At 43.8% G+C, this 15,338-nt stretch carries 12 protein-coding genes; 7 read left to right on the forward strand and 5 right to left on the reverse strand.

From position 1 onward, the window contains the following. Positions 1-192 precede the first annotated feature (192 nt). The 3 genes from sodB to OC193_RS10975 all read left to right on the forward strand — a co-directional run bounded on the left by sodB (position 193) and on the right by OC193_RS10975 (position 2,514). Complete coding sequence (gene sodB, locus OC193_RS10965; RefSeq protein ID WP_004734050.1) at positions 193-777, forward strand: superoxide dismutase [Fe]; 585 nt, start codon at positions 193-195, stop codon at positions 775-777. A 271-nt stretch (positions 778-1,048) separates the two neighbouring features. Further along, on the forward strand, positions 1,049-1,552 hold the full coding sequence (locus OC193_RS10970) for a VC2046/SO_2500 family protein (protein WP_261377961.1): 504 nt from the start codon (positions 1,049-1,051) through the stop codon (positions 1,550-1,552). A gap of 278 nt (positions 1,553-1,830) precedes the next feature. Then, on the forward strand, positions 1,831-2,514 hold the full coding sequence (locus tag OC193_RS10975; protein WP_048659756.1) for an SDR family oxidoreductase: 684 nt from the start codon (positions 1,831-1,833) through the stop codon (positions 2,512-2,514). Between the two features lie 192 nt (positions 2,515-2,706). Here the strand turns inward: OC193_RS10975 and adhE are convergent, their stop codons facing one another. Beyond that, positions 2,707-5,412 carry a bifunctional acetaldehyde-CoA/alcohol dehydrogenase gene (gene adhE, locus OC193_RS10980; RefSeq protein ID WP_048659757.1) on the reverse strand — a complete coding sequence of 902 codons (2,706 nt, stop codon included), beginning with the start codon at positions 5,410-5,412 and terminating at the stop codon, positions 2,707-2,709. Between the two features lie 638 nt (positions 5,413-6,050). On the opposite strand from adhE, the gene OC193_RS10985 reads away from it, so the two are divergent. Then, positions 6,051-6,689: a YchE family NAAT transporter gene (locus OC193_RS10985; protein WP_004734056.1), complete on the forward strand. Its 639-nt coding sequence runs from the start codon at positions 6,051-6,053 to the stop codon at positions 6,687-6,689. Between the two features lie 149 nt (positions 6,690-6,838). Then, on the forward strand, positions 6,839-7,681 hold the full coding sequence (locus tag OC193_RS10990) for an ion transporter (RefSeq protein WP_048659774.1): 843 nt from the start codon (positions 6,839-6,841) through the stop codon (positions 7,679-7,681). Between the two features lie 410 nt (positions 7,682-8,091). On the opposite strand, the gene asd is transcribed toward OC193_RS10990, so the two are convergent. After that, positions 8,092-9,210, reverse strand: a complete 1,119-nt coding sequence (gene asd / locus OC193_RS10995; protein ID WP_017629874.1) for an aspartate-semialdehyde dehydrogenase — start codon at positions 9,208-9,210, stop codon at positions 8,092-8,094. Between the two features lie 500 nt (positions 9,211-9,710). Between asd and nhaC the strand changes: the two genes are divergently transcribed. Next, positions 9,711-11,147 (forward strand): Na+/H+ antiporter NhaC, encoded by a 1,437-nt coding sequence (nhaC, locus tag OC193_RS11000; RefSeq protein ID WP_017063453.1) that lies wholly within the window; start codon positions 9,711-9,713, stop codon positions 11,145-11,147. Positions 11,148-11,242: 95 nt separating this feature from the next. Here the strand turns inward: nhaC and OC193_RS11005 are convergent, their stop codons facing one another. The 3 genes from OC193_RS11005 to yejK form a co-directional block, all read right to left on the reverse strand. Beyond that, positions 11,243-12,421: a hypothetical protein gene (locus OC193_RS11005; RefSeq protein WP_048662054.1), complete on the reverse strand. Its 1,179-nt coding sequence runs from the start codon at positions 12,419-12,421 to the stop codon at positions 11,243-11,245. Between the two features lie 76 nt (positions 12,422-12,497). Then, positions 12,498-13,895 (reverse strand): Hpt domain-containing protein, encoded by a 1,398-nt coding sequence (locus tag OC193_RS11010; protein ID WP_048662053.1) that lies wholly within the window; start codon positions 13,893-13,895, stop codon positions 12,498-12,500. A gap of 105 nt (positions 13,896-14,000) precedes the next feature. Continuing rightward, on the reverse strand, positions 14,001-15,005 hold the full coding sequence (gene yejK / locus OC193_RS11015; protein ID WP_017061190.1) for a nucleoid-associated protein YejK: 1,005 nt from the start codon (positions 15,003-15,005) through the stop codon (positions 14,001-14,003). Positions 15,006-15,089: 84 nt separating this feature from the next. On the opposite strand from yejK, the gene OC193_RS11020 reads away from it, so the two are divergent. Then, entirely contained in the window at positions 15,090-15,317 is a 228-nt protein-coding gene (locus OC193_RS11020; RefSeq protein WP_017068253.1) for a YejL family protein, read from the forward strand. Positions 15,318-15,338: the final 21 nt, after the last annotated feature.

Raw genomic sequence — 15,338 nt, forward strand, 5'->3', positions numbered from 1 at the left:
AAGCGGTTAACAAGCTAAGCTAACAATTCACACAAAAGTGATGAAATAAGCTTTTAATAAAGTAAAAACTTGCTAAACTATATCGCAAGTCAGCAAATTGACCATGGTTGGCAGTATAGCGAGCCATGAATAATAATATCACTGGAAGCAATCGAAAGAGTTAACTCTTTCATATCAATGGAGAATTGAGCAATGGCATTTGAACTACCGGCTCTTCCTTACGCGAAAGACGCACTAGAACCACACATCTCAGCAGAAACGCTAGATTTCCACCACGGTAAGCACCACAACACTTACGTTGTTAAGCTAAACGGCCTTATCCCTGGTACTGAGTTTGAAGGCAAAACACTAGAAGAGATCGTTAAGACTTCTACTGGTGGTGTTTTCAATAACGCTGCTCAAATCTGGAACCACACGTTCTACTGGCACTGTCTTGCTCCTAAAGCAGGCGGCGAACCAACTGGCGCTGTTGCAGAAGCTATCAACGCTGCATTCGGTTCTTTCGAAGAATTCAAAGCGAAATTCACTGATTCAGCAATCAACAACTTCGGTTCTTCTTGGACTTGGTTAGTTAAGAAAGCTGACGGTTCTCTAGACATCGTTAACACTTCTAACGCTGCTACTCCTCTAACAGAAGAAGGTGTTACTCCACTTCTAACTGTTGACCTATGGGAACACGCTTACTACATCGATTTCCGCAATGTTCGCCCTGACTACATGGCTGCATTCTGGAACCTAGTAAACTGGTCTTTCGTAGAAGAGAACCTAGCTAAGTAATTATTACTTACGCTGCGCTATTTATAGCGAGTTATCTATTGAAAGCTCATGCTTCGGCGTGAGCTTTTTTGTATCTGTCGTATTCCACAAAATCTAGACCTTTGTTAACCTATTAGCCTATTAGCCAGTTAGCCAGTTAGCCAAGAGAGCTTACTTCTCGACCAACTCCTAGCACTCTACCCCGCCCTGCAGAAATTCGTTATTTGCCTGTAATTAAACACTAAAGTTTGCCGACTCCATGCCGTTAAAGGTGTATCCAATGAGAGGCGACATGCAAATACATACTTTAGACAAAGCAGGAATCATCAACGAACTGAAGTTCGGCATCGGGATCAGCCAAGCGGTTGAGCAAGGTCGCCGTGCAGATTTCGCGTTGCTGTTATCTATGTTTTCTAATGATGTTCGTGATTGCACGCCGATTGACACCATTGAAATCACAGAGACCAATGAAGATCGCCTCCGTAAACAATTCGGCGTAGCAGAACCTCAACAACTGCGTTCAAACCAGTCGTCGTATGAAATTTCAGCTCAACAATCTAATCATTTTCATCAAGCCAGCCTTGCCAGCGCCAAGCTCAGCCATTACTTAAAGCCTGAAGCGCTTGCCTTCATGCCTGAAGATACGGGCGACTTACCCGAAGAGGTTTATCAAAATCTTTCTGGTCATGACCGACGCAAACTAGCAAGCAAGGAATCACCTGATTTGCCACATGCCACGCTCTACAATGATCTAACTACCGCGCAACGTAAGTATCAAATTCAAGCTCAAGTATAGCGGTCACCTAACTTTCCCTTTTTCGCTGTCTATCCACCGCTATTCTTGAATTAACTCGCGCACATTAAAGCATTCATGCGAGTGATATGAACCACTAGCCTTAGGCAAGCTAAAAACACTAGATGTCGGTTACCGCTTGAAGTTACTGCAAAATGTGACGTGCCACTAAGTTCATAAAAACTTATTAATGGGTACAGCTTAGTTTGAACCAATTCACACCCATTGTATGAAATTTAACCCATCCTTGTTCGACATGGACGATTTGTTTAGGTACTGGGATGAAAATAAAAAGCTCAATCATATTGGTGACATCTGCTGGCTCGCGGCTGGGAGGGACGATTGCGAACCACTTTGTTAACCTTGGAGCCACAGTCATCCTTTGTGATAAGGACTCAGAAGCACTTCAGGCAACTTATTTACAGTGTGCCCGATTTTCTGACTCTGTTTACCATTACCCGCTCAAAGGCAATGACAACCAAGCGATTATCAGCGTATATGATTTTATTCAATCGACCTTCAACACTACACCGGATGTGCTGGTCAACAATTGGATAAGCTCCCCAATGCCAAGCCTAATTGGTGATCAGCCTGTCAGCAGCTTTATTAATGATCTCTCATCGATGGCATCGACCCTTTTCGCATTTGGGCAAATTAGTGCCGAGAGGTTGCGAGAGGAAGATAAGGAAGGCGTGATTGTGAATGTGATATCTCATGATGACTTTCACGATATGTCCGGTTTAGAGAGCGCAAACTCTATGATCACTGGCTTTACCCATAGTTGGGCTAAAGAACTGACTCCATATGGTATTCGAGTCGGGGGTGTTGTCCCCGCTGTTCATAACTCTGATGGCAAACTCAACCGATGCCATTGGGCGCAGCTGCAAGATGAACTTACTAGAACAACCGAATACATTGTCTCGAACGACTACTTCAGTGGGCGAGTTGTGGCGGCAGAGGTTTAACCCGTTCCCGACTCCAAAATATATAGTGACGAACACAGCTCATATTGAGTACAAGAGCTATCGCCTTTCAATCTGTTTTATAAACGAACCAAACATAAAAAAAGCCCCAGTCTCTCGACTGGGGCTTTCATCTTTTCCCGATAGATAAGTATCGTGCTAGCGAAAACTTATCTCAAAACTAATGCTTACTTATTATGCGTTAGCTTTTTCTTTTTTAGCTTTTGGCGCTTTCGCTTCAGCTGGCTTTTGGTCTGCTTTCTTAAGGATAACTGTAGTACCTTCGAAAGTTTCGCCTTCAACGTATGGTTGGCCGAAGTAAGAAGTTGTTAGCACTTCTTTTAGCTCAGTGATTAGAGGGTAACGTGGGTTAGCACCTGTACACTGGTCATCGAACGCTTCAACAGCTAGCTCGTCTAGTTTAGCGATGAAGTCAGACTCGTTAACACCCGCAGCTTGGATAGATAGTGGGATGTCTAGGTCTTTCTTAAGCTCTTCTAACCAAGTCAGTAGACGTTCAATCTTCTGAGCAGTACGGTCACCAGCTTGGCTTAGGCCTAGGTGGTCAGCAACTTCAGCGTAACGACGACGTGCTTGTGGACGGTCGTACTGAGAGAATGCAGTCTGCTTAGTTGGGTTATCGTTCGCGTTGTAACGTACAACGTTTGAGATAAGTAGTGCGTTAGCAAGACCGTGTGGTAGGTGGAACTCAGCACCAATTTTGTGAGCCATTGAGTGACACACACCTAGGAATGCATTCGCAAATGCTACACCAGCGATAGTTGCTGCGTTGTGTACTTTCTCACGAGCGATTGGGTCAGCCGCACCATTTTTGTAGCTTGATGGTAGGTATTCTTTAAGCATCTTAAGAGCTTGAAGAGCTTGACCGTCTGAGTATTCGTTCGCTAGAACAGATACGTAAGCTTCAAGAGCGTGAGTTACTGCATCGTAACCACCGAACGCTGTTAGAGACTTAGGCATGTTCATTACTAGGTTCGCATCAACGATAGCCATGTTTGGCGTGATTTCGTAGTCAGCTAGTGGGTACTTAGCACCAGTCTTGTCGTCTGTAACAACAGCGAATGGAGTAACCTCTGAACCCGTACCTGAAGTAGTAGTAATACATACTAGCTCAGCTTTTTGACCCATTTTAGGGAACTTGTAGATACGTTTACGGATATCCATAAAGCGCATTGCTAGTTCTTCGAAGTGAGTTTCTGGGTGCTCGTACATAACCCACATGATCTTAGCAGCATCCATTGGAGAACCGCCACCTAGAGCAAGGATTACGTCAGGTTGGAAGCTCTTCATTGCTTCAGCACCTTTCTCAACAACAGATAGCGTTGGATCTGCTTCTACGTCGAAGAAAGTTTGAACTTCGATGCCTTGTGCTTTAAGCAGGCTAACTACGTCATCAGCGTAACCGTTGTTGAATAGGAAACGGTCAGTTACTAGGAATGCGCGTTTCTTACCTTCTAGGTCGCTCATTGCGATTGGAAGGCTACCACGACGGAAGTAGATAGACTTAGGTAGTTTGTGCCACAACATGTTTTCAGCTCGCTTCGCTACAGTTTTCTTGTTGATAAGGTGCTTAGGACCTACGTTCTCAGAGATAGAGTTACCACCCCATGAACCACAACCTAGAGTTAGAGAAGGTGCAACGTTGAAGTTGTACAGGTCACCGATACCACCGTGAGTAGTAGGGATGTTGATTAGGATACGAGCAGTCTTCATCTTGTCACCGAAGTAACGGATGCGGTCTGCGTTAGTATCTTGGTTAGTGTAAAGACCAGATGTGTGACCGATACCACCGATTTCAACCATAGTTACCGCTTGAGCAACAGCGTCTTCGAAGTCGTCTGCGCGGAATAGACCTAGAGTTGGAGATAGTTTCTCGTGAGCGAATTCGTCATCGTAAGAAACTTTACCAAGACCTTCACCTACAAGTACTTTTGTATCAGCAGGAACTTTAACACCAGCCATTTCAGCGATTGCTGGAGCAGGTTGACCTACGATTTTAGCGTTTAGGTTGCCGTCGATAAGAAGCACTTTACGTACTTTATCAGCGTCAGCTTTAGATAGAACGTGAGCTTTGTGAGAAGCGAAACGCTCTTTAACTTCGTCATATACTTCACCAACAACGATTGCTGCTTGCTCAGAAGCACATACAACGCCGTTATCGAATGTTTTAGACATTAGGATAGATGCTACAGCACGTTTGATGTCAGCTGTTTCATCGATAACTACAGGAACGTTACCAGCACCAACACCGATTGCAGGCTTACCAGAAGAGTATGCTGCTTTAACCATGCCTGGACCACCAGTAGCAAGGATAAGTGCGATACCGTCGTGCTTCATAAGCGCGTTAGAAAGCTCTACAGATGGTTGATCGATCCAACCGATGATGTCTTTTGGAGCACCGGCTGCAACAGCTGCGTCTAGAACCAGTTTCGCTGCGTCGTTAGTTGAGTTCTTTGCACGTGGGTGTGGCGAGAAGATGATGCCGTTACGTGTCTTAAGAGAGATTAGAGATTTGAAGATTGCTGTAGAAGTTGGGTTCGTTGTTGGAACGATACCACAGATGATACCTACAGGCTCGGCGATAGTCATTGTGCCTAGGTTGTCATCTTCTTCTAAGATGCCACATGTTTTTTCGTCTTTGTATTTGTTGTAGATAAATTCAGATGCAAAGTGGTTTTTGATAACCTTATCTTCAACAATACCCATTCCAGATTCAGCAACTGCTTGTTGTGCTAGTGGAATACGAGCGTGGTTAGCAGCAAGAGAAGCTGCACGGAAGATTGCGTCTACTTTCTCTTGAGAGAATGTTGCAAACTCTTCTTGTGCTGCTTTAACGCGAGCTACTAGAGCATCAAGTTCCGCTAAGTTAGTTACAGGCATGGTGGATCTCCTAAAATAATAAATATTAAAAACTTTTTATTAATTTCGCTGCTTGCTTTTAACCTCAAACAACAACGTTCTTAGTAAATTGCTTTCAGGACTGAGTATATTATTTCACTGTATGAAAAAAATTGACCCAGATCAGTTACCCAAAAAGAATTAACCAAAAAGTAGTAAGGCAATCGCAAAAATGAACCTAAGAGGCTGATTTAAATAGATTAAAATCACATTTTCCATCAGCACAAAAAACAAGCAACCAGACGACTTTTTTCTACATTGCGTCATAAACTGTAAAAAAGTTTCATTTTTAGTCTGTTAAATTACATGTATACAGCTATATTCGTGCTACTGAGAGTATATCCATACCGTTGCACGGGCTAGATTCTGACATAATTTTTATTAAATTCGTGCGATAGTTAACAGTTACTCAATAAAAAATTACAAAATGAAACAACAGCAGCGAGCTTACAACAAGGAAGATACAAAAGTGAGATTCAATTAGTTTTTCTACAAAAAAACACCCATTTCAAGTTAGTTTTTTTCATTCGTGTAAATTGAGTTTGTCCCTTACATTACGCGCCTAGACTATTCACAGATCAAACCTTCAACCTTAAGTACGCTAACTGGAGATCGCTCTCATGCAAGGCTTAGAACTCGCAATTTTTATGCAATTCTTCCTTGGGCTTGTTGCTGCCGTAAACCCAATCGGCATCATGCCTGTTTTTGTTTCTCTTACTGCTCATATGCCGCCAGAAGAGAGGAACAGGACAGCCTTACAAGCAAACATTGCTGTTGCCGTGATCCTCATTGTCTCTCTTGTTGCGGGGCAAATGCTGCTTGATATGTTTAGTATCTCGCTGGACTCATTTCGTGTTGCAGGTGGTTTACTATTACTGAGCATCGCATTTTCGATGATGAGCGGTAAGCTCGGTGAAGATAAGCAGAACAAACAAGAAAAATCTGAATACATCAGCAAAGAGCAAATCGGTGTTGTTCCACTTGCTATGCCGCTAATGGCAGGTCCGGGAGCAATCAGCTCGACCATTGTTTACGGGTCTCGCTACCCTGCTGCTATTGATACGGTAGGAATCGGCATTAGCATCATCGCATTCGCAACATGCTCTTGGCTTTTGTTCCGTTCAGCGCCAGTTATCGTTCGTTTCCTAGGTCAAACGGGTATCAACGTGATCACTCGTATCATGGGTTTGATTCTTGGCGCATTGGGCATCGAGTTCATCGCCAATGGCTTACGTAATTTGTTCCCAGGTTTGGCATAACGTTTAACGGCATTTCGGTTGCTCTATAAAGGGCAACAATATTGAAATATAGATGAGGCGAGTAAAGCGATTGGGCTTTCACTCGCCTCGTTATTATGAAGCTAGTATAATGACTGTTAATGCATTTAACAGAAGATGAATCTCTCCTTATGTCACGCAAGCCACTCAAGCATCATTTGTACGTCATTATCTTTGGTACTCACACGCCTGCCGGACGTGCATTTGATATCTCTCTGATCGTTGCAATCTTGGCTTCGCTGTTAGTTCTGATTTTAGAGTCCATCCCTAATGTAATGAGCGAATGGTCACAACAGCTGCGTTATATCGAATACACCTTTACTGCACTCTTCACTCTTGAGTATTTGTTAAGGCTTTATTGCTCTCCAAAACCAAAATCCTACGCCACCAGCTTTTACGGTGTCGTTGACCTATTAGCGATTCTTCCAACCTACTTAGCGATCATCTTCCCTGGTGCTTCGTTTATGGGTGTGGTGAGGCTGCTTCGTGTGATGCGTATCTTCCGAATCCTAAAACTGGTTCGCTACCTGCAAGATTCCAATATTCTGTTGCGCTCACTGTTAATGGCAAGACGAAAGATACTTATCTTCTTCAGCACAGTTGGGATCTTAGTCGTTATCTTTGGTGCTCTGATCTTTGTTATTGAAGGCCCAGAAAATGGCTTCACCAGTATTCCTCACAGCATCTATTGGGCAATCGTAACTATCACGACAGTGGGGTATGGTGACATGGTGCCGCAGACCGCGCTTGGCAAAGCCATAGCATCACTGACCATGCTATTGGGTTACTCAATTTTGGCGGTGCCGACAGGAATTATTACTGCAGAACTCAGTAATGAAATGAACTCACACAAAGAGTTGGTTAAGTGTCCTAACTGCAACCGAGCGGGTCATGATTCTGACGCCATGTATTGCAAACACTGTGCAAGCGAATTGGCAGATCCAGACAAGCGTGTCGTCACTGAAGAGAAATAAAAGCAGATGCGAGATTCGGGTAGCGAGATGCGAAAAAGATTTAATAGCAGTTTCGTGATTTGAGTATGTGACACAAAAATACTGAAAGGGTGGCGTTTATCGTCACCTTTTTTGATGTTGGTTCACTGAGCCAAAACGAGATTCCCGACTACGCTCCTTCGTCGCTATCGGGAATGACGCAATTTAAGTTAGGAGAAAAACGTCATCCTCAAGAGTGAGGAACGAACGAGTTGGGGATCTCTTCCTTGTCCCATTCCAATGAGAAGATTTAAGTGAAGTCGCGAGTGAAATTAATCAACCTTACGCGAACAAAAAAGCCGATGTATTAACACCGGCCTTTGTCTCTCACGAAGCTAAGCATTCACAAAGAGTGGCGCCTGCTTTAACTTCTGAATAGAAAGAGCTTTCGATTACGCCTTCTCAGCTAAGATAATGCGTAAAGTACGACGTAGTGGTTCTGCAGCACCCCAAAGTAATTGGTCACCAACAGTAAACGCGTTTAGGAAGTCGTTACCCATCGACATCTTACGCAGACGACCGACTGGTACAGACATAGTGCCTGTTACTTTCGCTGGTGTTAGCTCCTGTGCTGTGATGTCGCGGTCATTAGGAATCACTTTAACCCAATCATTGTGTGTCGCGATGATCTCTTCAATCTCATCCATTGGAACGTCTTGCTTAAGCTTGATCGTCAGTGCTTGAGCGTGACAACGCATTGCACCGATACGTACACAAGTACCATCGATAGGGATTGGCTGACCATCTAGGCCAAGAATCTTGTTCGCTTCAACGCCCGCTTTCCATTCTTCCTTGCTTTGGCCGTTTTCACGCTTCACATCGATCCAAGGAATCAATGAGCCAGCAAGAGGAGCACCAAATTGGTCTGTTGGGAATGAAGATGAACGAATCGTATCCGCAACCTTCTTATCAATATCAAGAATCGAGCTTGAAGGATTTGCTAACTCAGAGCTTACGCTGTCGTTGATCACACCCATTTGTGAGATCAGCTCACGCATATTCTTAGCGCCAGCACCCGATGCCGCTTGGTAAGTCATCGCACTCATCCACTCGACCATGCCTTTTTCATATAGGCCGCCTAGTGCCATAAGCATCAAGCTCACAGTACAGTTACCGCCAACGAAAGTGTTGGTGCCGCTGTGAATGCCTTGCTGGATTTGAGCCAAGTTAACAGGATCAAGAGTGATGATTGAATCAGCATCCATACGTAAGGTAGAAGCCGCATCAATCCAGTAACCTTTCCAACCAGCTTGACGCAGCGCTGGGTATACTTTTGATGTGTAATCGCCACCTTGACAGGTAATCACAGCATCAAGCTGTTTTAGGCTATCAATATCAAAAGCGTCTTGAAGTAGACCCGCATCTTTGCCGCCTAGAACAGGGGCAGGAATACCAATCTGAGATGTGCTGTAATAAACAGGCTCAATCAAGTCGAAGTCTTTCTCTTCAACCATACGTTGCATCAGTACAGAACCAACCATACCACGCCAACCAACTAGACCTACTCTCATCGCTCACTCTCCATGTATAAATTAAAAATTGCTCTCCCCCATCTATAAGTTTTTCAGAAACAGAACTCAAGTGCTTTTTGTCAAAAAGTGTAACTTTTTCGTTTCTTTTAAGTGAACGTAATGAATCGTGCAGTTATCTCTGTATCGGCATTCCATCTCCACCTCATTGATTAAGCGCTCATTATCGACAAATTCAAACATTTACAACGCCAAAACCGCTTGAGTCGACGCTCATCACAAACAGTAAATCCCTCTTTCAAACCAAGGTTAATCAGAGTTTTATTTTACAAAACGAAAACAACGTGCGACAGATTTCAACATGTAACAATCATGAATTTAACAATATTTTAGATTATGAAACCACAATTGATTGGGTTAATAGTCAAATATCACAACTTGGGCGTATTTTTTCGATATAATAAACTAATTACTGTAGTGTCCGTTCTGCACCACACACTATAACGAAGCACTATAAATGCTCGAAATTACAAGAGGCTTTTATGAAGCAGAGTAAAACTCGCCTACCGAACCTATTACAGGTATTCATCGCGTTAGGACTATTTCTATCCCTTGCTTTTTCCTTTACTGCAAAGCTTGACCTTCCAATTCAACTTGCCTTGTATATTGGCTGGTTCATTATCATGGTTCTTGGTATTCGTCTTGGACACCAATACAAAGACTTAGAAAAAGCAGCACTCAAAGGAATATCCAATGGCTTAGGCGCGGTTTTAATACTTTTAGCCGTTGGCGCTCTTGTTGGTACTTGGATCTCAGGCGGGATCGTACCTACTATCATTTACTATGGTCTGAAAGCTATCCACCCTTCTATCTTCCTTTTAGCGACCATGATTATCTGTTCTCTAACCGCATTGGCGACCGGTACTTCTTGGGGCGCTGCGGGTACAGCAGGTATCGCGATGATGGGTATCGGCCAAGGCCTAGGTGTTCCAGCACCGATTACTGCAGGTGCAGTGCTGTCAGGTTGTTACTTCGGTGACAAGATGTCTCCGCTTTCTGATTCAGTGATTCTGGCTTCTTCAATGTCTGGTGTTGAAGTAGTTGAACACATCAAGGGAATGCTTCCAGTTGCATTAATCAGCTACGTGATTACAGGCATCATGTTTACTGCGTTTGGTTTCCACTATGCGGGTAACGTGGACATGAGCCAAGTAGACTCTGTAATCAAAGCAATGGAAGTTCAGTTCTACATCACGCCTTACTCATTCGTTCCGGTACTTATCGTGCTTGGTCTGTTGGCTTTCCGTATGCCTTCATTCCCGGTAATCAGCTTCGGTTCTCTGCTGGGTATTATCTGGGCGGTCATGATCCAAGATATCGACTTCCTAACGGCATTCAACACGGCTTGGGCACCGTTCTCAATCTCATCTGGCGTAGAGTTTATTGATTCGATTCTTAACCGTGGCGGCATGTCTTCAATGCTGGGTTCAGTTGCGGTTATCGTATTTGGTCTAGGTTTTGGTGGCTTACTGGATAAAGTGGGCGTACTAGAGACAATCGCTAAGGTGTTTGAGCGCCGCGTAAACAGCGCAGGTTCACTAGCGACTAGCACAATTGGTACGGCCTTCATGGGTAACGTGTTCGGTTCTGCAATGTACGTATCGTTAATCCTTACGCCAAAAATCTGTGCGAAAAACTACGACCGTTTAGGCTACAAGCGTAAGAATCTATCTCGTAATGCTGAGTTTGGTGGCACGCTAACGTCGGGTATGGTTCCGTGGAGTGATAACGGTATCTACATGGCGAGCATTCTTGGTGTTGCGACGCTGTCTTACGCACCGTTCATGTGGTTAAGCTTCATCTGTATCATCGTGACTATCGTGACATCTTACATGGGTTGGTTCGTTGATAAGTGTGAACCAACAGCACCAGCGTTTGAAGCTGAAGAAGCAACAGAGTTAAGCAAGCAACAAGCTTAAGTTCAGGAGCTAACGCTTTCGAACGTAACTCAAAACTTAATGGTTAAATGCAAAAAGAGCGCCCTAGAGCGCTCTTTTTTGATCTGCTGATTTACTTATTTGTTGGCGGTTCGTTTACCCAACCAGTAACCGATACCTAACGGAGCAAAGAACACCACTAAGATAAACAGGATGAAGTAGATAATCACACCTTTGATTAACTCCATCAGTTTATCAATCGCAAGTACCACCACCTCTTGAGAGACGCGATCAAGGTCTTGTGTGAACAGTTCTCTCTCTGAAGTCACAATACCCGCAATCTCGATGCGCTCTTGCGCAATCATCTCAACCAGGGCTTCTCTCTCACGCGTCACCATCTTTTCCAGTGCCACACGTTCATCGCTCAACATCGCCAGTTTTTGGTCTGTTTTGTCACTAAGATCATTGAGCAATGGCTGCATTTCTGTCGACATAATAGAGGCTAGCGTTTGCATGTATTCTGGGTTGTTCTCAATAAAGTCTTGCATGCTTGCTGATGTTTGACGAAGGCTTTCTAGCGTCATCGATAGGTCTTCACCCGTTAGCGAGCTATTCAATGCAACCAACTCGGCTTTCCACGTCATCAGTTTCGGTGTCTGGTCAGCCATTAAGCTTAAGCGGTCTGATGCATCGCTCATTGCTTCTGGCATGGTGCCTAAGCTCTGGACGATTTGCGACTCGTCTTTACCAAGGTAACTTAGCCATTCACGGTAAGCAGGCGTGCTTCTGAATGTGAGATCTTTAAATGGGTGGCTAGCGGCAAACTGAGCAACGAACGCTTTGCTTTTTTTGAAATCACTGGAGTTCAATACACCCTTTGCCAATTTCTCTGCTTCTTGGTCAAGAAAACGAGCAGCCTCTACCGCATCATCCGTCGCGAACAGGTCCGCGCCATCGCCTTGGCTATAAAACTGATTCATTTGGGCAGTGAAAACCCACGAGTCAATTAACGCAGACATTGGGGAAGTTTGGTAAGCCGCTTGTTGTAATCCCTGCTCTGCATGGATCTTCCAAAGCAACACATAAGATTGATGTAAAGTGTCATCAGCAGGATAAAATTGCGCGATTAAATCAGCCGAGTCTTCTACTCGTGTAAAAAACATCTTGGCGTATTCACGCGTCATGAGCCGAGCATTTAACTCTTGTTGAGTGAGAGGCGTCGTTTGACTATCTAACTTAACTTCTAAGAGAGAACAACCACTTAGCACAATGCTAAGCACCAACACCATCCAACTTCGAATCGAAACTCGTAACATATAAACCTCTGACAAAGACTAAGGGCGCGGATTGTATGAGCGCTTCGTCAGAGTATTGTCAAAATTCCTGTAAAAGTTAACGCTGACTGTCTAAATATTCATGAGCAGAATCCACAGAGGCTTTTATTGCCTGCTCTAGTTCTTCTAGGTCGTGTTCGCTGATGGCTCTGGACTGCTTCATTGTCATTTCAATACTCGCGGCAATAATCGCCAACCGAGACGCTTTAATACTGCCAGCCACACCTTTTAAGCTATGTACAATGCGTGCGGCAGAGGTTTCATCTTTGGTCAGCAAAGATTTAAACTTCTCGTAGTCACCTGCATGATCTTGTACAAACACACCAAGCAACAGTTCGACAGATTCAGCATCACCATCGAGTGTTTCTAGCATGTCTTCAATATCAATTGCAGGCTTTGAATCTGTCACACTGGCAATGTGCTTTTCTTCTACTGGCGTCGGTTCACGGGCTTGCTCAACAGAGTGTTGCTGAACATGCCTTGTGACGCTAACGCTCTGCGGAGGTTGAGAGTCGGAATACTGGTTCGTTGACGTGTTCTCAGGCACATAAGCGTCATTATCTGCTTGTTTCACGGCTGAGGAAAACACGTCGCTTGAAGAAGCCTTTTCTTTACTGGAATCAATTTCAGGCTCAGAACTGAGTTCGTGACCGGCTTCTGTAATCGTTTTTTTGGATCTAACGCCCCACAACACTATCCCGCTCATTGCCACTAAGCTTAGACCTAGCATCACCAACAATAAGTTGAACTGACGATCGTGGAACTCAGCTTCGAGTTTAATGATCTGTTCATTCACTGAGTTTTTCTTAATCTTATCGACCAAATAGTTAAGCTGAGCATAATCACTCAACAATGCTGACGCATCTGCCAGTAGTTGTTGGAGTGCATCTTGTTCTTCGGTTTCTAATGAATAAGATTTTTCTAGAATGGAATCAAAGGCTCGATAAGTCGCTGACGAACTTTGATTGTCAGAGTACATTGCTTCAAATACCACAACTCCGAATTCATTTAGTAGTGGCTTTAGCTTAGGGGAAAGCTCTTTATCAGCACGCAACATCTTAATGTTATCAACAATATCTTGAACTTGGCTTTCGATCGGAATGAACTCATCGAACTTTTCTAGGAACTGATCGGCTACGTACAACAGTTGGTTCACATCAGGACGAAACAAGGCGTGTTGGAAATCAGATTCAATCTGCAGTCGGATCGAATAAACCAACTGAGCGTCGAGTGCGAGATCATTGATACGAGAGACTCGAAGCGGTTCTGAGAAATAGAGCGATTGCCTCAATTCGTTGACTCGAATACCGAGCTCTTCGATTTGAGCAAGAGAATTGGTGTAGGAACGGCTTAGATTAAGAAGAGCCAATGAAGGAAGTAGCCACAGAGCCAAGAGCACAACCAAGAAGGTCGCTGGTTTTTTAAAGCGTTTGGGCTTTGCTACTGATTGTTCCATCTATATTCCTTGTGCGTGTTAACTTGAAGCCATGACACTTACTAAAAGATTGAGCACAAAATAAGCGACAACATCCTGCTGCCGCTTTTATCCGTTAACTTCGGACTATGATTTATTGCGAGTCAGTTGGTCACGTAAGTTCGGTGGAGTGCCTTTAATCGTAAGCGTGTCTGTCTCCGGATCGTAAAAGATACGTTCGCCTAGAAGCAGACTATCAAAACTAACATTCAAACCGCCACCAGCACCAACAAATTTTGTTAGTTTACGCATAGTTGCGCGATCGGCTGGGAAGCTGTCTTCTAGCTCGTAGCCTTGCTCACTAGTATAGTCAAAGAAGCTGGTACCATCTGTGCTTGCTGGCAATTCTCCAGAAAGTTCACGCACTTGTACTTCATCACCGGCTTTAAGCTGCTCGTTACAGTAATCCGCAACCTGCTTTTTGTAGCTGATCGCTTCTTCTTTTTCCAATTTAGAGTCAGAAACGAAGTCTTCTACCGCTTGCATCAGTACTTGGTTTTGTTGTTTCGCATCCAAACCGACTTCAGCTTGTAAGAAATCTAAGAAGAAATCCGCGACTTTACGGCCAACACGTCCTTTAATGTAAGTTAAGTAACGGTTTGACTCTTTGTCAGTCTCATAAGTAGAAAGGTCTAGGCGAGCCGCGATATCCATTTTTGAGATATCAAGGTAGTCAGTCGCACTAATATCAAGCCCTTCAGTTACCTTTAGGCTTTGGTTTGAAGGCAATAAACCAATGAAAAGGTAATCTGTTGCAAGTGACTGATATTCGGCCATTACCAAGATACCTTCGTCAGCGAATGGGTACTTTGATAGTTCGTCTTTTAGACGTTGCGCACTCTTTTGAGAAAAATCGTAAAAGTTTGTCTCACCAGCACGAAGTTGATGCAACCACTGCTGGAATTCGCTGTCAGATTTGAAAGAACCAAACCCTTTGCCTGCTTTTGAATTAAAAACACGGTGAAGTTCAGCAACTAGGCTTTCAGATGAAGCATCGTTTTCTAGAGATTCAGCACGATAGTTAACAATCAGCTCATCCTGATCGTTCTTACTCAGCTGGTGTAAAATTACGTTGGAAAGGTGAAGGCTCATAGTGAAAATATTACCGTTCAGGTTTCAGTTGTCGTGCATAGTAGGTTATCATAAGCCGCTTTTACTATCATTATTAGAGTCCTTATGCCGATTATATCTAAATACACAGATGATCAAGTTGAAAAAATCCTAGCTGAAGTAGGTGCTGTACTATCTAAGCACAAAGCTTCGCCAGAACTTTCACTGATGATCGCTGGAAATATCGCAACCAATGTCTTAAATCAGAATGTTGCTGCTTCACAACGCAAAGGAATTGCTGAAAAATTTGCCGAGGCTTTAATTTCTTCTCTTGAAGATAAAAAGTCTCACTAAATTTGATTGACGGATAAAAGA

Origin of the sequence: Vibrio crassostreae, assembly GCF_024347415.1 — a bacterium.
Classification (GTDB): Bacteria; Pseudomonadota; Gammaproteobacteria; order Enterobacterales; family Vibrionaceae; genus Vibrio; species Vibrio crassostreae.